We start from the raw sequence: 22339 nt of genomic DNA on the forward strand, positions 1-22339 counted from the left end.
CGGTGCTTCGTCCACAGGGAACTGGCCCGGCCGGTGCTTCGTCCACAGGATGGCGCGGGCTCGGTGCGCGCCGGGCGGCGCACCCGGCAGAATCAGCGGCGTGCAGTTCGGAATTCTCGGGCCCCTTGAGGTGCGCACCACCGGGGGCGAGACGGTCGCCGTCGGCGGGCCCCGCCCTCGGGCGCTGCTGGCGTTGCTGCTGCTCGACGCCGGGCGGCTCGTCAGCGTGGAGCGGCTCATCGACGGCCAGTACGGCGACGACCCGCCGGCCGGGGCGGCCAACGCCATCCAGACCCACGTCTCCAGGCTGCGCCGCAACCTGCCGGCCGGGCTGGTCGAGTTCCACGGCGCCGGCTACCGGCTGGCGGTCGACCGGGAGGACGTCGACGTCCACCGGTTCGAGCGGCTGGCCCGCGAGGGCCGGGAGTCGCTGGCCGCGGGGCAGCACGAGCGGGCCGCCCGGCTGCTGAAGGAGGCGCTGGCGCTGTGGCGCGGGCCCGCGCTGGCCGACGTGGCCGACGCGCCGTTCGCGCAGCCGCAGGCGGCCCGGCTGGAGGAGACGCGCCTCTCGGCCAGGGAGGACCTCGCGGAGGCCGAGCTGGCCCTGCACGGCGGCGCGCCGGTCGCGGAGCTGCGCGAGCTGGTGGCGGCCCATCCGCTGCGCGAGCGCCCGCGCGGCCTGCTCATGCGGGCGTTGCACGCCTCCGGGCAGCAGGCGGCGGCGCTGGCCGTCTACGACGAGACCCGCCGGCTGCTGGCCGAGGAGCTGGGCGCCGATCCCGCGCCGGAGCTGGCGGAGCTGCACCTGGCGATCCTGCGCGGCCAGGAGCACCGCGAGCAGGCCCCGAGGCGACGCCTGCCCGCCCCGCTCAACCGGCTCGTCGGGCGGGAGGAGGAGCTGGCCAGGATCGCCGCGCTCGGCGACGCCCGGCTGGTCACGATCGTCGGCCCCGGCGGCACCGGCAAGACCCGCCTGGCCGTCGAGGCCGCCCACCGGGCGGGTCCCGGGCGTGAGGCCGGGTTCGCCGACCTGTCGCCGGTGGACGACGGGTCGCAGGCGCCGCTGGCCGTGCTCGGCGCGCTCGGGCTGCGCGAAGCCGGCCTGCAGGCGCCGGCGGCCGGCCGTCCCGACCCGGTCGACCGCCTCGTCGCCGCGCTCGCCGACGAGCCGCTGCTGCTGGTCCTCGACAACTGCGAGCACGTGATCGCCGCCGCGGCCGAGCTGGCCCGGCGGCTGCTGGACGCCTGCCCCGGCCTCACGATCCTGGCCACCAGCCGCGAACCGCTCGGGCTCACCGGGGAGGTGCTCGTCCCGCTGGCCCCGCTCGCCGTGCCGCCGCCGGGCACCGACCCGGCCGACGCGCTGTCCTATCCCGCCGTACGCCTGTTCGCCGATCGGGCCGCGGCCGTCCGGCCCGGGTTCACGATCGGCCCGGAGATCGCCGAGATCTGCGCCACGCTGGACGGCCTGCCCCTGGCCATCGAGCTGGCCGCGGCCCGGCTGCGCACGTTCACCGGGCCCGAGATCGCCGCCCGGCTCAACGAGCACGGCCGCTTCAAGCTGCTCTCCCGCGGCGACCGCACGGCGGCTGCCCGGCACCGCACCCTCCACGCGGTGGTCGAGTGGAGCTGGAGCCTGCTCAGCCCCGAGGAGCGGGAGGCGGCCAGGCGGTTCTCGGTGTTCGCCGGCGGCGCGTCGCTGGAGGCGGCCGAGAGCGTCTGCGGCGACGGCGACGTGCTGGCCGACCTGGTCGACAAGTCCCTCGTCGAAGCCGACGGCGGGCGCTACCGCATGCTCGACACCATCCGCCTGTTCTGCGCCGAACGGCTCGCCGAGGCGGGAGACCAGCGGCAGGCCCGCGACGCGCACGCCGCCTGGTACCTCGACCTCGCGCGGCGCGCCGACCCGTGGCTGCGCCGGGCCGAGCAGCTCGACTGGCTGGCCGCGCTCTCCGAGGAGCACGACAATTTGCAGGCCGCGCTCCGGCACTGCGTCCAGGACGACCCGGAGACGGCGTCACGGCTGGTCGGGGCGCTGGCGGCGTACTGGTGGCTGAGCGGGCGGCGCGGCGAGAGCACCTCCTCGGTGGTGCGGCTGCTCGACCGGATCGGCGGCGAGCCGCTGGAGGGGCTGGAGGAGGAATACGTCCTGTGCGTGCTGCTGGCCGTACGCGACCTGCCTCCCGAGCGGTGGACGCGGGCAGCGGAGATCGTGAGGTCGTTCGACCGCGAGCTGCGCCATCCGTTCCTGGCCGTGCTGTGGGGCATGACGGCCGGCCCCGGCGACACGGTGACGATCCAGCGGCGCGGGCGGCTGCTCGACTCCGATCCGTGGAGCCGGGCCGTGTTCCTGCTCGGCGAGTCGCTGATCTCCCTGGTGTGCGGGCGGCCGGGCGAGGCCGAGCGCGGGCTGGAGGAGACGCTGGCGCGCTTCCGCGCCCTCGGCGAGCGCTGGGGGATGGCGCAGGCCCTCGAATGGCTCGCCATGATCACGAGCTGGCGCGGCGACTGGGCGGGGGCGAGACGGCTCTGGGGGCAGGCCCTCGACCTGCACGGGCAGTTCGGCTCGGCGGACGAGCAGGTGGACGTGCTGTGCCGCAGGGCGGCGGGGCTGGTGCGGGAGGGCGACCTGGCCGGGGCCCGCGCCGACCTCGAACAGGCCACCGAGCTGGCCCGGCGCACGGGCACCTCCGGTTCGACGCCGGCGCTCGACCTCGGCTGGGGCGACCTGGCCCGCTTCTCCGGCGACCTCGACGAGGCCCGGGCGCGCTACACGGCGATGCTGGATTCCGCCGTCTCGGGCGCGTACGTGACCGAGGGCATGCGGCCGTTCGCCCACACCGCGCTCGGGCGGCTGGCCGAGGCCGAGGGCGACCTGGCGGAGGCCGCGCGCCGGCACGCCGAGGCGCTGCGCCTGGCGCGCGGAGCGGTGTACGCGGACGTGGCCGACGTCGCCGAGGGCCTGGCCGGGCCGGCGCTGCTCGAAGGGGCTGCCGAGCGGGCGGCGTACCTGCTCGGGGTGGGCGCCGCGCTGCGCGGCACCACGATCACCGGCGACCGCGACGTGGCCAGGGTTGCGGCCGGGGTCACGGGGTTCCTGGGCGCCGAGGCGTTCGCCGCGCACTTCGCCAAGGGCGCCGCGCTGAGCCAGGAGGAGGCGCTGTCGGCCCTCTTCGCCTGACCTTCACGTCGCATGCCCGCGAGAGGTCCTGCCTGGGAGAGGTCCGGCCCGAGAGGCCCTGTCCGGGGGAGGTCAGGCCCGGGAGAGGTCCTGCCCGGGAGAGGTCCTGCCCGGGAGAGGTCCTGCTCGGGAGAGGTCCTGCCCGGCAGCCGAGGACAGCCCCCGCCGGCTGACAGGCGGAGGCGGCGTGCTGTCAGTGGGCTTCGGCTCGGGGCGCCGACTGTCAGCCGACTGAGCTCAGGGTGTCAGCACGTCCCGCGAAAGTCGTGGACATGAAGAACACCAACGTCCTCATCTCCGGCGCCAGCATCGGCGGTCCCGCCCTCGGTTACTGGCTCGCCCGCTACGGCTTCCGCGTCACGGTCGTCGAGAAGGCCCCCGCCCTGCGCCCCGGCGGACAGGCGGTCGACTTCAAGGGAGACGTCCACATGACCGTCCTGCGCCGCATGGGCATCCTGGACGACATGCGGCGGCTCCAGACCGGCGGCACCGACCAGACCTTCGTGGACGCCCGCGGCCGGGCGATCGCGGTCCTGCCCGGCGAGTTCACCGGCGGCGAACTGGAGATCCACCGCGGCGACCTGGCACGACTGGTCTACGAGAAGAGCGTCGCGGTCGGCTGCGAGTACGTCTTCGGCGACTCGATCACCTCGCTCACCGACACGCCCGACGGCGTGCACGTCACCTTCGAGCGGTCCGCGCCGCGCACGTTCGACCTGGTGATCGGCGCCGACGGCATCCACTCGAACGTGCGCCGCCTGGCCTTCGGCCCCGAGTCGGACTACGTCGAGTTCCTCGGCCACTACTACGCCCTGGCCGACGTGCCCGAGCAGTTCGGCACCGAGGGGCAGATGTACAACGAGCCGGGCCGGATGGTCGCCGCGGGCGGCCCCAAGGCGTCCGCGTTCTTCGTCTTCGCCTCGCCGCAGCTCGACTACGACCGCTACGACACCGAGCAGATGAAGCGGGTCGTGCTCGACGCGTACGCCGGGATGGGCTGGCGGACGCCCGAGATCCTGGACGCGGTGCGCCGCACGGAGGACTTCTACCTCGACTCGATCAGCCGGGTGAAGATCGACCACTACTCCAAGGGACGGGTGGCGCTGCTGGGCGACGCGGCCTACGCCAACACGCTCGGCGGGTTCGGCTCGGGGCTGGCGCTGGTGGGGGCGTACGTGCTGGCGGGCGAGCTGGCGGTGGCCGGCGGCGACCACCGGGTGGCGTTCCAGCGCTACGAGGAGGGCTTCCGCGAGTACGCCAAGGTCTCGGAGAAGGGCAACGCCGGGCCGTGGCTGGCTCCCCCGTCGGCGGCCCGCATCACGATGCGCAACTGGACGTTCAAGATGGGCTTCATGCTCAAGCTCATGATGAAGATGACCGGCGACTTCGCCGCGAACATCACGCTGAAGGACTACCCGTCGCTGGTGCGCGGCGCGCTGAGGTGAACGGCGTCGCGAGGGCGGTCGAACCATCGCCCCGCCGCCGGGAGCAGGAGCAGGACGACGGCCACCACGGCCTCGGACACGTTCGCGAAGAGCGCGGCGGGCGAGTCGAAGTCGCCGTCCGCCGCCCGGAGGGCCAGGAACATGACCACCTGGGCGGCCTCGATCGCGACCAGGAGCCACCGGGTGCTGCGGAGCCGCCCCGGCACGCGCCTCAGCGCCCACCCTTGGACGGCTGCCCAGGCGGCGGCCACGACCGGCAGGATCCACGCCGCCCCGCCCGCCATGACGACGGGTCCGAGGGAGAGCGCCAGAGCCAGCAGCCACAGGCAGCACTGCAGTGTCACGATGAAACGCACGGCCCTGATCGCGAACGGCATGGGCTCCGGCCGCACGGCTCAGCCCGCCTCGGGGCGGCGGAAGAGGGCGGTCAGGAGGAACGGGACGCCGGAGCACGAGACGTCGGGCGGCTGCTCCTCCATCGTGCGGATGGTGCGGTTCACGCGCTCTCCCTGGGGATGCCGGCGACGTTTTCGATCTTAGGTGACCGATGGGCCCGTGGAGCGCCGGGCGGCGAAGTGAGCGTCGAGGGCGGCCTGCTGGTCGGGGTCGAAGGCGCGCCTGGGGAGGAAGGCCGCGCACTGCTTGCCGATGAAGAACAGCCAGAACTCCGGCGTGTTAACGATATTTCCGAACATGGACCAGTTGAGGGCGGTCGTGTACTGGTCCGTCCGGCACTCGTACCCGTCGCCGGTCACCCGGAGCGTCGTCGGGACGCAGAGGTACGCGAGCTGCCGCCGCGCCGCCCGGTTGATCGCCCACGTCAGCGCGACGGGGAACGCGACAGCCCCGGCGAGCATGCCGGCCGCCAGGCCGATGCCGCCCATCGCGGCGCAGGCCGCTCCCGCCAGGACGAGGATCGCCGGAAGCGCCACGCGGAGCGCGCTGAGCTGCCGCTTGACGCCCTGCCCGAGGGCGCGCGCCACCTCGTCCCGCGTGGGCGTGTACTCGACTGTGAAGTCCACCGAAGGTCCGTTTCCTCGCCGGCTGATCGTCAGGGCCACCGTGGGCTACGCGGACGCGCGACGGCGGCCGGCGCGGGCGCGCAGGAGGTCTGACGTGGCGTCGTCGGCGGGCAGGAACGCCTCCAGGCGCAGCTCGGCGAGCGTGACGTCCGTCGCGGTGGCGAACGACGTCAGCGTCGTGATCAGCCGCAGCTCCCCGTCGGCCGAGGCCAGCCGCATGGGCACCGCGAAGCCGAGGTGCTCCGGCCCGACCGGGGTCTGGGGCACGTACCCGGCCAGCTCGTCGATCAGGGCGTCGAGGCGCGGGTCGGGGCTGCGGCGGGCGCGGGCGCGGAGGTTCTCGATGACGTGCCGGCCCCATTCCGGGAAGTTGCGCACGCGGTGCCCCATGCCGTCCGGGTGCAGCATGAGCCGCAGCATGTTGAGCGGGGGTTCGAGCAGTTCGGGCGCCGCGTCCTCGGTGAAGACCTCGATGGCGGGGTTCGCCGCCACCACCTGTCCGTACGGCCCGACGACCAGCGCCGGGTACGGCATGTGGCCGTCCAGGATCTGCTCCAGCGCCGCGCGGACGGGACGCAGGGCGGCCTCGTCGAAGCCGGACTCGGCGAACACCGGCGCGTAGCCCGCCGCCGTGAGCAGGTCGTTGCGCTCGCGCAGCGTGAGGCCGAGCGACTCCGCCAGCCGGATCACGATGGCGCGTCCCGGCAGGGAACGGCCGCTCTCGATGAAGCTCAGGTGGCGCTGGGTCGTGCCGGCCAGCGTGGCGAGTTCGAGCTGGCTGACGCGGCGGCTGTGGCGCCACCGCTTCAGCTCGCGCCCGATGCCGCCGATGCTCCCGATGCCGCCGGTGCCGGTCCGGTCGGCGCCGCTCCGCTCGGTCATGGTGATGCTCACCAGGCAGTTCTACCGGCTTCGTGCGACAACGGGCGATTCCTTCCAGGGAATTGCCCGATGTCATCGTTGGTTCGGATGATCCTCTCGTACCGAAGACATTGCGAGGAAGGATGTGCGATGAGGAGCTATCACCTGCAGCCGGGGCGCGGGCTCGACGGACTGACCACCGCCGAGCACGACGAGCCCACACCGGGACGCGGGCAGGTCGTGGTGCGGATGCGCGCCAACGGGCTGGGCTTTCGCGACCTGCTGGTGCTGAACAACGACTACCCGCTGCCGATCACGCCCGGCATCGTGCCCGGTTGCGAGGGTGTGGGCGACGTGGTGTCCGTCGGTGAGGACGTCACCCGCGTCAAGCCGGGCGACCGGGTGGCCGCCACCGTGTTCCCGCAGTGGCAGGACGGGCCGTTCCTGCTGGAGAACGCCGCCCAGCTCGGCACCATGGTCGACGGCATGCTGACCGAGTACGCGGTGCTCGGCGAGGACGGCGTGGTGCCCATCCCGGAGCACCTGTCGTACGAGGAGGCGGCGGCGCTGCCGCTGGCGGCCGTGACCGCGTGGAACGCGCTGACCTCAGGCGGCGTGCCCCGGCCGGGCGAGACCGTGCTGACGCTCGGCTCGGGCGGCGTGTCGCTGTTCACGCTGATGTTCGCCAAGGCGGGCGGCGCCCGGGTGATCGCGACGACGTCCGGCCCGGCCAAGGCCGCGCGGCTGCGCGAGCTCGGCGCCGACGAGGTGATCGACTACCGGGTGAACCCGTCGTGGTCGGAGGAGGTCCGCGCTCTGACGAACGGCCGGGGCGCGGACCGGGTCGTCGATCCGGCGGGGCCGCTGGAGGAGTCGCTGCGCTCGGTGGCCCTCGGGGGCGAGGTGGCGTTCGTCGGGTACCGCCTGTCGGGCGCCCAGGGGGCGGCGCCGGTGAACCCGGCGGTCCTGTTCGGGGCGGGCGCGGTGGTGCGCCCGGTCGCGACTGGCAGCCGGGCCCACTTCCTCCAGGTGAACCGGGTCATGGCCGCGCACCGGCTGCGTCCGGTGATCGACCGGGTGTTCTCGTTCGAGGACGTCCATGAGGCGTACCGCTACTGCATGGCCGGCGGCGGCTTCGGCAAGGTCGTCATCAGCCACGGCTGAGACCCCTGGGGGCTCCCAGCCGTGCGCGCGGCAGCCGTTGGCGGAGCCGAAGCCGTTCGCCCCGGCGGGGGTCGCGGTGGCCGCCGCGAGGAGGAGTGCCGGGAGAGCTTCCGAGGAAACATGTGACCCAGAAATAGGGAAAAGGGGAGTCCGGATATCGCGCCGGGTGGTTTAGAGAAGATCAACCCGATGTATCCGCTTTGGCGGCTCTAGGCTGTGCGCTGTGACATCCGGGCGTACGGTCATCGACGGCCGATTCGAGCTGGTCGGGCGGTTGGGCAGCGGCGGCATGGGCACGGTGTGGCGTGCCTACGACCTGGCCCTGCAACGTGAGGTCGCGCTCAAGGAGGTCCGCCCGTCGGACTCCCCCGACCCCGACTCCAGCCGGGCCCACATGCTGCGCGAACGGGTGCTGCGCGAGGCCCGCGCGCTGGCCCGGCTCGACCACCCGAACGTGGTGACCATCCACCACATCGTGGACACGCCGGCCCTGGCGCACCCGTGGATCGTCATGGAGCTGGTGCGCGGCCGGTCACTCGCCGACCGCCTCTCCGAGGGCCCGATGGCGCCCGCCGAGGCGGCCCGGCTGGGGCGCGGGATCCTGGCCGCGCTGTGGACCGCCCACCAGGCGGGCATCTGCCACCGCGACGTGAAGCCGGCGAACGTCCTGCTGCGCCCCGACGGCAGCCCGGTGCTCACCGACTTCGGCATCGCGGCCATGCTCGACTCCCCCGGCCTGACGGCCAGCGGCGACGTGGTGGGCTCCCCCGAGTACATCGCCCCGGAGCGGCTGCGCGGCCACGAGGGCGACCCCGCCTCCGACCTGTGGTCGCTCGGCATGCTGCTGTACGTGGCGGTGGAGGGGCGTCACCCGTTGCGCCGCGACACTCCCATCGCGACGCTCGCGGCGGTCCTGAACGGGCAGGTCCCGCCGCCGTACCGGGCGGGGCCGCTGGCGAACGTGCTGCACGCCCTGCTGACGTCCGATCCCGGGGCGCGCCCTCCGGTGGCGGAGCTGGACCGGATGCTGGCCCGGGCGGAGGAGCAGGCGGTGACCGCGCCCCCGTCCCCGCCCTTCACTCCTCAGCAGCCCTTCACGCCGCCGCCCGCCGGATCCATGCCGTCCGGATCCATGCCGTCCGGTCCCATGCCGCACGGAGGCGGTCACGCCACCGGCCCCGGTCCCATGCCGTACGGAGGCGGTCACGCGACCGGCCCGGGGCAGCGGCAGGCGTACACGGGCCTGCCCACGGAAGACGTGAAGCGGCGCTCGAACGGGCGGCGGGCCGCCACGATCGCGGGGATGGCCGCCGTCGGCGGCGTCCTCGCCGCCGCCCTCGTCGTGGTCCCCCGACTGCAGGACCTCACCACGCCCGACACCCCCGGCACGACCTCTACGCCCACCAGGACGAACCCCAGACCCGCCAAGACCAAGCCGGCCGAGGAGAACACCAAGGAGGCGGGTGACCTCCTCAGCCCCACCGGCGTCCGCACGGCCATCGCCGCGCTGGAGAAGGCGTCGGGCAGCAAGCTCTTCACGGGGTTCACCCTGTACAAGGAGTACGCGATCGCCCAGGTGGCGGTGCCCGAGAAGAAGGGCTACGACACGTACACGTACCGCGACGGCCACGTGACCCGAACGGTCGGCGGCTCGCTCAGCTCGGACACGAAGCCGTTCGCGGCGCGGTCGTTCGACTGGGACGCCCTGCCGAAGCTGCGCGTGTACGCCGACCGGCGGCTCGGCATCAAGAAGCCGACCTCGCACTATGTGATCGCGCAGGGCGCCTGGGTGTTCGCGAACAACCAGCCGGTCATCCTGTACTACGTCGGCGACGACTACGGCACCGGCTACCTGGCGGCGGACAAGAACGGCAAGGTTCTCAAGACGTACGCCCGCTGAATCCCCAGAAGGACGTGTAGGGGCGCAGCAGCGCCGTCAGCTCAGGGTCGGCGCCGCCCCGGCGGTTGCTCTCGGCGATCTGCCGGGCCGCGCCGGCCAGCAGGTCGGCCACCTGGATCCGGGCGTCCGAGGCGGAGGCCGCCAGGCGGAACCCGTCCAGCCGGCCGCCGCCGGGCAGCGGCCCCGCGAGGCTCGTCAGCTCGGCGATCCGGTCGTCGGTCAGGATGGTCTGCCGGTCGTGGACGACGCGCACGCGCGCGCCGTCCCGGCCCCAGTGGGCGACGGTCCCGACGATGGCCGCGATGAGCGGGTCGAGGACGGGCATCGCGCCGGGGGCCCGTTCGCCGAACGCCTCCACCCGCGGCCTGGCGCGAAGGAGCAGGTCCATGAGCTCGGCCACCGGGCCGCCGGGCGGCGCGGCGGGGCGCAGGGACTCCACGAGGTCGTACGCGGCGTCCGTGGTGATCTCGACCCGGCCGTTGCGAGCCCGCAGCAGGTCGTTGAGCGAGGCCAGGAACGCGGTCCAGGTCTCCGCGCCGTACACCCGCGGCCCCTCCAGGCCGAGCGCGGCGGCCAGGCGGCGCGCCCGCGCGGGGTCGCCCGTGAGCAGGTCGGCGAGCCGGACGGTGAACAGACGCGGCTTGTCGATCAGGTGGACGTGGGCGTGCCCGAGCAGCGGGCCCGAGGGGCCCAGCAGCCAGGCCACCACCCAGCGGTGCTTGGAGCGGCGCAGGATGCTGGACTTGTACATGGTGGTGGGAGAGGGAGCCCGTTCGCGCACGGCGTCGAGGCAGCGCTCCGCCGCCCGGACGTCGATCCGCACGCTCGCGTGGGCGAACATGTCCGTGTTGCCGCCGACCAGCTTCTCGCCCTCCGAGCCGGACTCGTCACAGGCGATCTCGACGACCCGTGACGGGTCGCCGGCGGTCTCCACGGCCCGCGACGGGCCGCCCGCGCTCTCGACGGCGCGCCCCATATCGTCAAGACGGGGATCTTCCACTGACCAGCCCTCTCACGGCCGGGCTCTCGGGGATGGGTGACCCTGGTGGTCCAGGTCCGGCGGAATCCCAGTCTGGCAAGGACGGCCGCGACCGCTCAAGCGGGTTTCGGGCCGGCCCTCACGGCGCGCGAACACCGCCGCCGACGCGCCCGCCCGCGCGTCCGCGAAATCGACGGATGCGGAAACACCGAGATACGCCGTACGGCAATGCGAATTCGCGCCGCATTTACTTCATGATCATAGTCCCCGCCGCTGACGACGGCAAACCCGGGGTCACCGGCATACGCGGCACACCACGCCCGCCATTTGGTGATTTTTCCTAACTGCAGGGCATGTGTATCGTCGTACCCGGCGGCGGCGCACAACCGCCCCGCCACAGACGTGCTTGAACGCAGAAAGGTTTAAGGTTGCAGCAGATGAGATATTAGCTTTTCGCGACCCAGTGACCTCGGCGAGTTATTCTCCAGAATATTCCGCGGGCCGTACCGAACCGCCGCGCCGCCCCTTCTGACGTCTCCGGCCATTGCCCCGGGAGACCGCGCGGCCGCACCGCATCGGGCGTATTCGCCCTCACGCACCACCCATGAACAGCAGTCAGGCACCGTCCGCGCAGTGAGCGTACGGTGCTTTCCCGCGTGCCCGCACACGGTTGCGAAACCCGCACACGGTAGCGAAAGGAGATCACGTGAAAACGCTTCCCCGCACCTCCGTCATTCCCGCCACACTCGACGTGCCGTTGACCGTCCCGACGTTCATGAGGCTCGCCGGGCGCCTGGCCGGGTTCCCGTTCGTGAAGGTCGTGGTGGACCTCGAAAAGGCGGAGTTCCACGTCATCGACAGCACCCGCAACCCGTTGCACGTGCATTACATCGCCGAGCACATCCTCGGTGTCCCGGCGGAGAACCTGCTGCGCGACATCGACGCCTTCAACCACGACGTCTACGTCCGCCCCGACCGGCGCTTCCTGCTGGGCCTGCTCGCGCTGCACCGGCGCAGGCAGGACGGCGAGGACGACGGCGACGGAGCGGAGCGCGTCTTCCTGTCGCTGGAGACCGTGGAGGCCGACACCATGTCCGCGGACATGCTGCTGTCCTTCTACCGCCACGTCCGCGCGCACATCGACCCGTCGATCCCGCTCTACCTCAAGCCGGCCAACCACCTGCAGGAGACCCACGTCGCGGACATCCCGGAGCAGGAGTTACCCCGGCTCCTCGCCCACGAGCTGCTGTCCCAGGCGCCGTTCGTACCGCTCAACAGCGGCGCGACGCACGGCAGGCTCCGGCTGTTCGCCTCGGCCGCCGACTACCGCGCCGCCGCCGGCTCCGTGGAGTGGCACGACATCATCGTCATGCCCCGCGTGCCCGACGACATCCCCCGGGTGTCCGGGCTGGTCAACACGGAGCACACCACCCCGCTGTCGCACACCAACGTGCTGGCCACCGGGTGGGGCATCCCCAACGCCATCCAGACCGACCTGCTCGACCGGCCCGGACTGGCCGACCTCGACGGCTGCTGGGTGCGGTACGAGGTGACGCCCGACGCTCCCGAGGTGCTCATCGAGGCGGCCGAGCGGCCCGCCGGCCTCGACTCCCGGCCGCCGTGGACCACCGAACGCGTCGCGCTGGAACGGCCCGAGACGGCCGCCGCCGAGATCGTCCCCCTGTCAGGGCTGCGGATGGGCGACCACTACCGCTACGGCACCAAGGCCGCCAACCTCGGCGAGGTGTGCCACGTGCTCGAACACGGCTCGCGCCGGTGGCTCGGCTTCTACCAGATCCCCCGGCCGCCGCGGTCCGACCTGCTCGGCTACCTGGCCGGACGGCTCGGCGTCACCGGCCCCGCCGACGAAACCACGCTGTCGGCCGCCGCCGAGCGCCTGGTCAGGCAGCACGTCCAGGTGCCGCGCGGCATCGCGCTGCCCTTCTCGCTGCAGCGGCAGTTCCTGGAGTCGTCGCCGCGGATCCAGCAGACCATCGGCCGCCTGAAGATGGCGCTGGAGGCCGGCACCCACCACGTCGAGGAGATCTGCGCGGAGCTCCAGCGGATGATCGTCGAGACGCGGCTGCCGCGCGACCTCCTGCGGCGGATCGACGACGCCATCGTCAGCCACCTGTCCGGCGTCGGGCAGTTCGTGGTGCGCAGCTCGTCCAACGCGGAGGACCTCGCGGGCTTCTCCGCGGCCGGGGTGTACGAGTCGGTGGCGCACGCCCGCACCCTGGAGTCGATCGCCGACGGCATCAAGGAGGTGTGGTCCTCGCTCGTGTCCGCGCGCAGCGTGCGGCTGCGCGAGCAGGCCGGCATCCCGCTGGAGGACTGCTACATGGGGGTGATCGTGCAGGAGTGGGTCGAGGTGCCCCTCGGCGGCGTCCTGGTCACCTGCAACCCGGCCGAGCCCCGCGACTTCAGGAACGTCTACGTCAACATCTCCATGGGCTCGGTCGCCGACGTCGTCACCGGGACCGCCGACCCCGTGCAGCACCTCTACAACACCGTCGAGGGCGGCGGCCGGACGATCTCGCTCGGGTCCGCGCGGTCCGACCTGGCCCCCGCCACGAAGGACTCCCTCGCCCGCCTGGCGCTGATCGGCCGCCTGCTGCAGTCCCACTTCTCCCCGGACTACCTCTACGGGGTCCCCGTCGACATCGAGTGGGCCCTGGACGGCGATCGCGTCAAGCTCCTGCAGATCCGGCCCTACCGGCCGACGTCATGACGGCGGGCACCCCACCGGCCGTCCGGCGGGTCGTCAGGATCTTCAACGGTTACAAGCTGTTCACCGGTCTGCTGTGGTGGCTGCCGATCTACTACGTCTACCAGCACGACAGCGGGCTGACCGACGGGCAGATCTTCGGCATCCAGAGCATCTACTACCTGGCGTTCTGCCTGCTGGAGATCCCGACCGGCGCGCTGGCCGACCGCTTCGACTACCGCAGGTTCCTGCAGGCCGGCGCGCTCGTGCTGACGGCGGCCAACCTCGTCCCCGTCGCGTGGACGTCGTACGCCGGGTTCCTCACCCACTTCCTGCTCGTCGCGCTCGGCAACTCGCTGGTGTCCGGCGCGGGCAGCGCCTACCTGTACGAGTACCTGCGGCGCTCGGATTCCGTCGCGGCCTACCAGCAGGCCGAGGGCAGCGGACGCGCCTACACGCTGACCGGCCGGATCGCCGGCCTGCCCGCCGCCGGCGCGCTCATGCAGTGGTACGCGCCCTCGCCGTACTGGCTGTCGGCCGCCTGCAGCGCGGTCGCCGTCCTGCTCGCCCTCCGGCTGCCCGCCCTGCCCTCGGGGGACGCGGGGCGCGACGGACGGCGCCCGTCGGTGCGCGAACAGCTCCTCGCGGGCAAGGCGCTGTGGCACTCACCCCTGCTGATGCTGCTCATCGCCCAGGGGGTGGCCGTCTTCACGCTGGTGCGCATCGGCCAGGCCAACCTCTTCCAGCCGATCCTCACCGTCAAGGGGCTGCCGCTGGCGGTGTTCGGCGTGGTGATGGCGGTGACCACGGTCTTCGAGCTGATGGGCGCGGCCCGCTCGACGTGGCTGCGGCGCTTCGGGGACGTGCCGGTGGTGTTCGCGCTCACCGTGCTCATGGCGGTCACGCTGGCCCTGCTCGTCCCGGCCGGGCTGGCCGGGACGGTGGTCTGCCTGTGCGTCTTCTCGCTGGCCTCGGGCCTGGTCTTCCCCGTCCAGCGGCGGCTGATCAACACCGCCATCACCGACTCGCGGCACCGCGCCACGCTGCTGTCCCTGGAGTCGCTCATCGACCGCTCCGTCTGCGCCCTCGTGGTGCTCGCGCTCGGCGGCTACCTGTCCGGTGGCGCGATGAACCTGTTCCTCATCCATGTCGCCGTCGGCACGACCGTGCTCATGGCGGCGCTGGCCGTCCTGCTGCGCCGGAGCCGGCGACGGCCGCGCGCCACCGCGGAGGCCGCCACGGCCACGAAGGAGAACGTCACGTGAACACGATCCTGTACGTCTACGCCAAGGGCGGCGCGCCGCTCGAACACGCCTTCCCGCGCATCGCGGGCTGCGGCGAGCTGCACGTGCTCGCGCTCATGCCGCTGCCGGACACCGGGGCGGAGAGCTGGCGGGCGCACTGCGCGAGCATCACCGAGGTCCACGCGGGCGGCGAGGCCGCGGTGGACGAGATCGTCCGGCACGCCAAGGCCGTCGGCGCCGACGCCGTCCTGACGCTGTCGGAGTTCGCGGTCCTGGCGGTGGCGCACGCCGCCGACCGGCTCGGCCTGGCCGGAGCCGGCGCCACCGCGGCGGCGAAGGCCCGCGACAAGCGGCTCATGAGGGAGAGCTGGGCGGAGGCCGGCGTGCCCATCCCCGGGTTCCGCCGGGTCTCGACCGAGGCGGACCTGCGCGCCGCGCTGACCGAGCTGACCCCGCCGGTCCTGCTGAAGCCGGCGTGGGGCGCCGGCTCGATCGCCCAGCTCGTCCTGCGCTCACCGGACGAGGTGCCCACCGCGTGGGCCCAGGTCGCCGCCGCCCTGGACAAGGGCAACCAGGTGGGGATGAGCGAGCTGTACGAGACCGAGGCCGACCGCCACCTGCTCGCCGAGGAGATCGTCACCGGCTCCGTCGACGGCTGGTACGACGTGCCGGGCTACGCCGACTACGTGAGCGTGGAGGGAATCGTCGCCGACGGCGTCTACCACCCGCTGTGCGTCGCGGCGCGGCTGCCGCCGATCCCGCCGTTCAACGAGGTCGCCAGCCTCATGCCGTGCGTGCTGCCCGAGCCGTTGCAGCGCGTCGTCGAGGAGGTCTCCCGGCAGGCCGTGGACGCGCTCGGGCTCGGCACGTGCGGCACGCACACGGAGCTGAAGCTGCGCGCCGGCGAGTTGCCGGTCGTGATCGAGACCGGCGCCAGGTTCGGCGGCGTCATGATCACCAAGCAGGTCGAGGAGGTGTTCGGGCTCGACCCGATCGCGATGCTCACCCGGCAGTTGCTCGGCGAACGCGTCGTCTACCCCGAGCGGATGCTGGTCGAAGGGCACGGCGCCGCCGCCTCCGTCGTCGCCGTCCCGGCCGACTCCGCGGGCAACCCGTGGCGCAGCACTCCCCCCTGGCTGCCCCGCGCCGTGGACTGGCCGGCGATCCTGTCGCCGGGCAGCGCCATCGAGCCCGTGGCGGCCTTCGACCGGCCGATCGGCCAGGCCGTCCCCGCCTACGACCCCGCCGCCGGCGTCGCGAACTGGCTGGGCGTCTTCATGCTCACCGCGGCCGACGCGGAAACGCTGTTGCGGGACTGCAACGCCGTGCTCGACGGGCTGGAGGACGGGCTCAACCAGGCGTCGGAGCGGGTCAGCGGCCGAACTTCCAGCCCGGGGGGAAGATGAGCGCGCGCAGCCCGTGCCCCTCGATCTTGGACGCCCACTCCTCCGGCGTGGTCATGACCTGGTCGTCGTCCTCGTCGAGGGCGCTCTTGACCGGGGTGTAGCCGAAGCCCGAGCCGATCAGCCGCGCCACCATCTCGCTGCCCCGGGTGGCCGGGCCGGGCAGGCCCAGCTTGGCCACGTCGTAGCCGAGGATGTAGCCGGTGTTCCCGGCGACGATCTCCCCGAACTCCTCGGCGTTCTCGCCGGGTGACCTCACCGGCTGCCCGTTGGCGGCGTCGCTCAGCGCGTCGAGCCCGAGGGCTCCGGTGGCGTACGCGGCGCCGTCGACGGCGGCGTAGTTCAGGGTGGTCAGGACGTAGCCGGGCAGGCAGATCTGCAGGACGCGGCCGACGTTGAGGCCGAAGACGGCCTTGAGCACCTGCGCCAGCCTGACCAGGCGCGCCATCTGGGCGGCGGCCATCGCCTGTGCCACGCCGTACAAGGCGGTCGTGAACGGCTGGAAGCAGACCAGCCAGAGCAGTTGCACGATCGCCTTGTCCAGCTCGGCGAGCTGCTTGCGCACCGCCTCCACGAGCCCGGCGTACGCGTCGCAGCCGGCGGCGATCACCCGGCAGTCCTTGGCGAACGCGGAGGGGAAGCCCATGACCCGCCCGATGTAGAGGCGGGCGAAGGTGTCCACGCTCTCGCCGCCGTTGTTGTTCCACACCGAGGCGGCGGCGTCGTCCGCCAGCTCCGCGACGCCGCCGGCCCTGTCGGTCCGGGCCGGCCGCTCGGGGCCGTCGAGGTCGTCGGCGAGCCGGCGGAAGGCGGCGGCGGCCTTGCGCAGCTCGGCGGGGTCGATCTCGGGTGCGGTGACGCCGGCGTAGATGCGCAGCGCCACCATGGTGCCGCCGGAGGCGATGAGCAGGGTCGTCATGAGCGTGACGGGCGACAGGGCTCTGGCCCCGGACAGGGCGGTCGGCGACAGCATCGGCCTGATCGGCGTCACCATGGGGTGTCGCCCTTCGGCCAGTCGTAGACCGGGACGTCCGAGAGGTTGAGGTCGTCGGCGATGCCCCAGTCGACCTTGGCCGTGTTGGCGCGCATCGTGAGGATCCCGTCGGCGATGTCCTCGTAGACCTTCGCGAAGTCGGTGGTCCAGTGGCGCATCTCGTCGCGCTTCGGCTTGTACCACTCGACGAACGCCTTGTCGGCCTCCTCGTGCGCCGGCCAGCCCCCCAGCGCGTCCAGCGCGGCGTACGCCTCGCGCACGGCCCGCCGCCACGCCTCGGCGGCGGCGTCGAAGGCCGGGGCGGCCTTCTTCCTGAGCTGGTCGTGATCGAAGTCGATGGAGGGCCGTGACGGCGGGTCAGGAGGCGGTTCGGCCATGGCTCACCGCTGGTCGGGCGGGGGTGGTGATCATGCGGCCATGCTCACGAGACGAGATGTCGAGCGCGATTCGCCTTAGTTACGATCAGATCTACGGTTTCCGACATCCGCCGTTCACGGGGTGTTCGCCCGCGGCGACTCGCCAGGCATTCCTTTACTTTGAGATGAACGTGCAGATTGTCTGAGCCAAGGAGCCCGGTCATGCGCGACGACGATCCCCTGCTTCCCGCCTCCGTGGCCGAGGCCCTCGACGACTACCGCGCCCTCCGCGACGAGCACGGGCCCACGTGGGGCGAGAACCGCCTGACGTACGTCGCGCAGGCCTGGGCCACCGTCTTCCTCGACCTGGGGCGGCACGACTACTGGGGCGCCTGCTTCCGGCAGCTCGCCGGGCGCCACCCGGGCGCCTCGCCCGACGAGCTCGCCGACCGCCTCGGCGAGGTGGACGTCGAGCGCGCGGTCCGGGACGCGCTGGCGGGTGACGTGCCCGACAACCTGCCCGCGCTGCGCCTCACCCCCGGCCGCGCGCACGCGCTGGAGTGCGTCACGCGGGTCGTCACCGGCGACGGCCCGCCCCCGCGTACGGCGCTGCTGCTCGACTCCAGCCGCGACGAGCCCGTCACCGTGCTCGTGGACGGCACGCCCCACGCGGTGGAGCCCGGCGGCGCGCGGGTGGTGGAGGTGGAGCGGGAGGTCTCCGTCGACGGACGGCCGGTGGACCTCGCGCCGCTGGTCAGGCGGGCGCCGGCGGCCCGGCTCCGGCTGCGCGCCGGGTTCCCCTGCCGGTGGAGCGTGACCGGCGCGAACGGCCAGGGCTGGTACCCCGACGGCGTGCCGCACAAGACGGACGCCCACCGCCGGCCGTACTTCCACGGCGACGACCTCGTGCTCACGGTGCCCGCCGAGCCCGTCACGGTGACGGTCACGCGCGGCATGGAGTACGCCGAGGCCCGTGCCGAGCTGACCCCGGCGGCCGGCGCGGAGACGCCGGTCGAGCTGACCCCGCAGCGCCTTTACGACGCGGCGGCGCGCGGCTGGTACGGCGGCGACCTGCACGTCCACCTCAACTGGATGGGCGAGGAGCCCGCCGCGCCCGCGCTGGCCGCGGCGGCGCAGCACGGCGAGGACCTCCACGTGCTCAACCTGGTCGCGGGCAACGTGGCGGGCGCGCGGGTGTACGACCTGGAGGCGCTCACGCACTGGCTGGACGCCGACCTGCCCTGGTCGGACGCCCGGCACGTGGCCAGGTTCGGCGTCGAGTACCGGGAGGACCTGCTCGGCCACCTCAGCGCGTTCGGGCCGCGCGGCCTGCCGGGCCGCTTCCACGCCGGCTTCGCCGGCACGACCGACTGGCCGCCGAACGCCGCCGCCTGCGAGGAGCTGCACGGGCTCGGCGCGGTCCTCGGCTACGGCCACCCGTTCCACACCCCCTTCTCCGACGCCGACCCGCCGGACGTCGTGCTCGACCGGGGGCGCGACTGCGCGGCCCGGGAGATCGTGGCCGACGCCGCGCTCGGCCTGGTGGACACCCTCGACGTGCTGAACCACTCGTCGATCACGGCCACGGCCGCCGTCTACCGGAGGCTGATCGGCGCGGGCAACCGGCTGGCGGTGACCGCGGGGACCGACGCCGTGCTGTCGTTCCTGCGCCGCGGCACCGCGTCGGGCCCGCCGGGATGGGCGCGGGTGTACGCGCGGGTCGAGGGCCAGCTGACCGTCGAGACGTACGCGGAGGCGGTCCGGCGCGGCCGTACGTTCGCCACTTCCGGCCCCTGGCTGGAGCTCTCGGTGAACGGCCTCGGCCCGGGCGACACCCTCGACGTGGCGCCGGGCGAGCGGGTGGAGATCACCGTCACGTCGGCCGGGCCGGAGGTGGAGGGGCTGGAGATCCGCACGGCGGACGGGGTGCTGGCGCAGGGGCCGCCGGGGCGGCTGAGCGCGACGCTGGTCGCGGGCGGGCCGACGTACGTCGTCGCCGTCGCCACCGGCGGGCCGCATCCGCGCAGCCACCACCGCAGCGGCGTCCACGCGCACACGAGCCCGGTCCACCTGGATGTGGCGGGCGCGCACGTGGCCCGGCCGGAGGACGTGCGGTGGTGCCTGGCCTGGCTCGACCGGCTGGAGACGATCCTCAAGGAGTCGGGCCGGTTCGACGGCGAGCGGCAGTACGAGGACCACCTGGCCCTGTACGACCGGGCCCGTGCGGTCTACCGCTCGCGCCTGCCCTGAGGCCCTCTTCGCACCTCGCGACCGTGGTGGAACACTGAAAAGTGACGAAGGGGGACGTCATGATCGAAGTCAAGAGCATCGACAAGCCCGATGAGCGCCGCGACTTCCCGATGGGGCACCTGGAGGTGTGCAACCTGACCGGCCTGACCTTCGGGGTGGCCACGTTCGAACCGGGCTGGCGCTGGTCGGCGTCCGTCAAGCCGATCGCCGGGACCGACTCGTGCGAGGTCCATCACAACGGGTTCGTCGCCAAGGGCAGGCTCCACATCCGCATGGACGACGGCACCGAGGCGGAGATCGGCCCGGGCGAGGTCTTCGTCGCGACGCCGGGGCACGACGCGTGGGTCGAGGGCGACGAGCCGGTCATCGTGTTCGACTTCGCGAGCGGGATCGCGGAGTACGCCAAGGCGAAGAGGGGCTAGCCGGCCGGATCCGTCCGAGACGCCGGGGGCCACCGCGGAAGGGGCCTCCGGCGTCGTCATGCCGTATCCGGGCGTCGTCGCGCCGTCGTCAGGTCTCGGGCAGCGCTGTCAGGTCTCGGGGGGCACGTCGCCCAGGCATGCCTCGAAGGCGGCGGTCAGGCGGGCGATGTCGGCCGGTGTCGGCTCCTCCGGCCCGAGGTTGCGGCGCAGCGCCCCCACCCCGAGGAAGACCGCGGTCGCCAGCCGGGCGCGGGCCGGCGCGTCGGGCCCGCCGAGGCGCTCGGCCAGCGGCTCGATCAGCGCCGTGCGCACCCGCTCGCCGACGAGCTGCCGGATCTCGGGATCGCCGGCCGAGCGTTCGAGCGAGCGCAGGATGCGGCTCTCGGGGTCGGCGTGCATGCGCAGCGCGGCGTACTCGGCCAGCCGCGCGGGCAGCCCGGCCCGGTCGCCGTCGAGGACGGGCGCGATGGTCGGCTCCTCGGCCAGCACCTCGCGGAACAGCCCGGCCTTCGACCCGAAGTAACGGCCGACGAGGGCGAGGTTGGCCTCGGCCGCGGCGGCGATCATGCGTACGGTGACGTGCTCGTAGCCGTGCTCGGCGAACAGCGCGCGGGCGGCGGCGAGCAACCGGGCTCGCGTCGCCTCCCGGTCCCTCGGCCGCGCCTCCACCTGGACATGCTCCACCCGCAAACTCTAACCCCCCGACACCCACTTGCCGCGCGGCTAGTAAACGAGCGTATACTGGAGGAACGCGCACCCAGCGCCCCATTTCCCCCGGCCCGGACAGGAGGCATGACGCCCTGATGACTCAGACGCGGCAGTACACCCACCGCGAGATTCTGAAGGTGATGTCGGGGCTCATGCTCGCCATGCTGACCTCGATGATCTCGACGTCGGTGGTCGGCACGGCCCTGCCGACGATCGTCGGCGAGCTCGGCGGCCAGAACCAGTACTCGTGGGTGGCCTCCGCCACCATGCTCACGATGACGGTGTCCACGCCGCTGTGGGGCAAGCTGTCCGACATCTTCGGCCGCAAGCTGCTCTTCCAGGTCGCCCTCGGCCTGTTCGTCGCCGCCTCGCTCGTGGCCGGCCTCTCCCAGGACATGGGCCAGCTCATCGCGGCCCGCGCCGTGCAGGGCATCGGCGTCGGCGGCCTGTCCGCCCTCGCGCAGGTGATCCTCGGCGACATCGTCTCGCCCCGCGAGCGCGGCCGCTACTCCGGCTACATGGGCGCCGTCTTCGGCATCTCCACCGTCGCCGGCCCGCTGCTCGGCGGGTTCATCGTGGACACCGACTGGCTCGGCTGGCGCTGGTGCTTCTACGTCGTGGTGCCGTTCGCGCTGGTCGCGTTCGTGGTGATCCAGCAGGTGCTGAAGCTGCCGAAGGTCAAGCGGGACACCTCGATCGACATCTGGGGCGCCACCACGATCACCGCCAGCGCCACGGCCCTCATGCTGCTGCTCACGCTCGGCGGCCAGGAGTTCGAGTGGAACTCCCCCTGGACGTACCTGCTGGGCGCCGTCAGCGTCGTCATGCTGGTGCTGGCCGTCCTGGCCGAGCGCGCGGCCCGCACGCCGATCCTGCCGCCCCGGCTGTTCGGCAACCGCACGTTCGTGCTGACGAGCCTGTCGTCGCTGTTCGTCGGCATGGCGATGTTCGGCGCGATGATCTACCTGCCGCAGTACCTGCAGATCGTCAAGGGGCTCAGCCCGGCCAACTCCGGCCTGATGACGCTGCCCATGGTCCTGTCGCTGTTCGTCTCGGGCGTGATCTCCGGCCGCATCGTCACCCGTACCGGCAGGTGGAAGGTCTTCCCGGTCGCCGGCCTGCTGATCGTGGCCGTGGGCCAGTTCCTGCTGTCGCGGCTGCACGTCGACTCCAGCCAGTGGCTCATCGGGTTCGACGTGGCCGTCCTGGGCCTCGGGCTGGGCCTGTCCATGCAGATGCTCATCCTCGCCGCGCAGAACGGCTCCGAGCCGCGCGACATGGCCTCCACCACGGCCGGCGTGTCGTTCTTCCGGTCGCTCGGCGGCGCCGTCGGCGTGGCCGCGTTCGGCGCGATCCTCGTCAACCGGCTCAAGGACGAGATGACCGGCATGCTCGCGGCCCGGCACATCAAGGTGCCCGGAGGCGGGTCGCTCTCGCTCGGCAGCCCCAGCGAGATCCAGCACCTTCCGGAGCCGATCAGGGGCATCGTGCTGGAGGCGTTCACGCGGGGGCTGGAGACGGTGTTCCTCGTGGGGGTGCCGGTCACCCTGCTCGGGTTCGTGGCCGTGGTCTTCCTGAAGGAGCTGCCGCTGCGCGGCGCCTCCCGCCAGCCCGCCGCCACGCCGGCCGACTCGGAGCCGGCCGGCACGGCCCACACCCGATGACGTCGGCGGCGAGGCCGCCGCTTCTCAGAGGTTCGGGCG

Annotated in this window: 17 protein-coding genes; 10 read left to right on the forward strand and 7 right to left on the reverse strand. The window is 73.0% G+C overall.

Annotation, left to right across the window (positions count from 1 at the left end; translation table 11 throughout):
* Positions 1 to 100: 100 nt before the first annotated feature.
* Together HD595_RS16205 and HD595_RS16210 are read left to right on the forward strand one after the other, a co-directional pair.
* Complete coding sequence (locus HD595_RS16205) at positions 101 to 3181, forward strand: AfsR/SARP family transcriptional regulator (RefSeq protein WP_253769889.1); 3081 nt, start codon at positions 101 to 103, stop codon at positions 3179 to 3181.
* Between the two features lie 272 nt (positions 3182 to 3453).
* On the forward strand, positions 3454 to 4626 hold the full coding sequence (locus tag HD595_RS16210; protein ID WP_253769891.1) for an FAD-dependent monooxygenase: 1173 nt from the start codon (positions 3454 to 3456) through the stop codon (positions 4624 to 4626).
* Here the strand turns inward: HD595_RS16210 and HD595_RS16215 are convergent.
* The 3 genes from HD595_RS16215 to HD595_RS16225 form a co-directional block, all read right to left on the reverse strand.
* Positions 4593 to 4982 (reverse strand): hypothetical protein, encoded by a 390-nt coding sequence (locus HD595_RS16215; RefSeq protein WP_253769893.1) that lies wholly within the window; start codon positions 4980 to 4982, stop codon positions 4593 to 4595. The two genes, HD595_RS16210 and HD595_RS16215, sit on opposite strands and share 34 nt — an antisense overlap.
* 180 nt (positions 4983 to 5162) lie before the next feature.
* The gene (locus HD595_RS16220; protein WP_253769895.1) at positions 5163 to 5648 is read right to left on the reverse strand and encodes a YcxB family protein; all 486 of its coding nucleotides are present in this window, start codon (positions 5646 to 5648) and stop codon (positions 5163 to 5165) included.
* Positions 5649 to 5693: 45 nt separating this feature from the next.
* A complete protein-coding gene (locus HD595_RS16225) occupies positions 5694 to 6542 on the reverse strand; it encodes a helix-turn-helix transcriptional regulator (RefSeq protein ID WP_253769897.1) in 849 nt (282 codons plus the stop codon).
* A gap of 117 nt (positions 6543 to 6659) precedes the next feature.
* On the opposite strand from HD595_RS16225, the gene HD595_RS16230 reads away from it, so the two are divergent.
* Entirely contained in the window at positions 6660 to 7673 is a 1014-nt protein-coding gene (locus HD595_RS16230; protein WP_253769899.1) for a zinc-dependent alcohol dehydrogenase family protein, read from the forward strand.
* Between the two features lie 223 nt (positions 7674 to 7896).
* A complete protein-coding gene (locus tag HD595_RS16235) occupies positions 7897 to 9573 on the forward strand; it encodes a serine/threonine-protein kinase (protein ID WP_253769901.1) in 1677 nt (558 codons plus the stop codon).
* Here HD595_RS16235 and HD595_RS16240 read toward each other — a convergent pair.
* A complete protein-coding gene (locus HD595_RS16240; protein ID WP_253769903.1) occupies positions 9554 to 10549 on the reverse strand; it encodes a hypothetical protein in 996 nt (331 codons plus the stop codon). The genes HD595_RS16235 and HD595_RS16240 overlap by 20 nt on opposite strands.
* Before the next feature lie 709 nt (positions 10550 to 11258).
* Between HD595_RS16240 and HD595_RS46750 the strand changes: the two genes are divergently transcribed.
* The 3 genes from HD595_RS46750 to HD595_RS16255 are packed head-to-tail and all read left to right on the forward strand — an operon-like array spanning position 11259 to position 15909.
* Positions 11259 to 13283 (forward strand): PEP/pyruvate-binding domain-containing protein, encoded by a 2025-nt coding sequence (locus HD595_RS46750; RefSeq protein ID WP_253769905.1) that lies wholly within the window; start codon positions 11259 to 11261, stop codon positions 13281 to 13283.
* Positions 13280 to 14524: an MFS transporter gene (locus HD595_RS16250; protein ID WP_253769906.1), complete on the forward strand. Its 1245-nt coding sequence runs from the start codon at positions 13280 to 13282 to the stop codon at positions 14522 to 14524. Before HD595_RS46750 ends, HD595_RS16250 begins: the two co-directional genes overlap by 4 nt.
* A complete protein-coding gene (locus tag HD595_RS16255; protein ID WP_253769908.1) occupies positions 14521 to 15909 on the forward strand; it encodes an ATP-grasp domain-containing protein in 1389 nt (462 codons plus the stop codon). Before HD595_RS16250 ends, HD595_RS16255 begins: the two co-directional genes overlap by 4 nt.
* Here the strand turns inward: HD595_RS16255 and HD595_RS16260 are convergent.
* Positions 15875 to 16900: a hypothetical protein gene (locus tag HD595_RS16260; RefSeq protein WP_253769910.1), complete on the reverse strand. Its 1026-nt coding sequence runs from the start codon at positions 16898 to 16900 to the stop codon at positions 15875 to 15877. The genes HD595_RS16255 and HD595_RS16260 overlap by 35 nt on opposite strands.
* A complete protein-coding gene (locus HD595_RS16265) occupies positions 16894 to 17277 on the reverse strand; it encodes a hypothetical protein (RefSeq protein WP_253769912.1) in 384 nt (127 codons plus the stop codon). Before HD595_RS16265 ends, HD595_RS16260 begins: the two co-directional genes overlap by 7 nt.
* A 201-nt stretch (positions 17278 to 17478) precedes the next feature.
* Here HD595_RS16265 and HD595_RS16270 point away from each other — a divergent pair, with 201 nt between their 5' ends.
* Together HD595_RS16270 and HD595_RS16275 are read left to right on the forward strand one after the other, a co-directional pair.
* Complete coding sequence (locus HD595_RS16270) at positions 17479 to 19506, forward strand: CehA/McbA family metallohydrolase (RefSeq protein WP_253769914.1); 2028 nt, start codon at positions 17479 to 17481, stop codon at positions 19504 to 19506.
* A 59-nt stretch (positions 19507 to 19565) separates the two neighbouring features.
* Positions 19566 to 19928 carry a cupin domain-containing protein gene (locus HD595_RS16275; protein ID WP_253769916.1) on the forward strand — a complete coding sequence of 121 codons (363 nt, stop codon included), beginning with the start codon at positions 19566 to 19568 and terminating at the stop codon, positions 19926 to 19928.
* A 108-nt stretch (positions 19929 to 20036) separates the two neighbouring features.
* Here HD595_RS16275 and HD595_RS16280 read toward each other — a convergent pair whose 3' ends face one another.
* The gene (locus HD595_RS16280; RefSeq protein WP_253769918.1) at positions 20037 to 20612 is read right to left on the reverse strand and encodes a TetR family transcriptional regulator; all 576 of its coding nucleotides are present in this window, start codon (positions 20610 to 20612) and stop codon (positions 20037 to 20039) included.
* Between the two features lie 119 nt (positions 20613 to 20731).
* Here HD595_RS16280 and HD595_RS16285 point away from each other — a divergent pair, with 119 nt between their 5' ends.
* A complete protein-coding gene (locus HD595_RS16285) occupies positions 20732 to 22300 on the forward strand; it encodes an MDR family MFS transporter (protein WP_253769920.1) in 1569 nt (522 codons plus the stop codon).
* The last annotated feature ends 39 nt before the right edge of the window (positions 22301 to 22339 follow it).

It is taken from the genome of Nonomuraea roseoviolacea subsp. carminata (assembly GCF_024172185.1).
Classification (GTDB): domain Bacteria; phylum Actinomycetota; class Actinomycetes; order Streptosporangiales; family Streptosporangiaceae; genus Nonomuraea; species Nonomuraea roseoviolacea.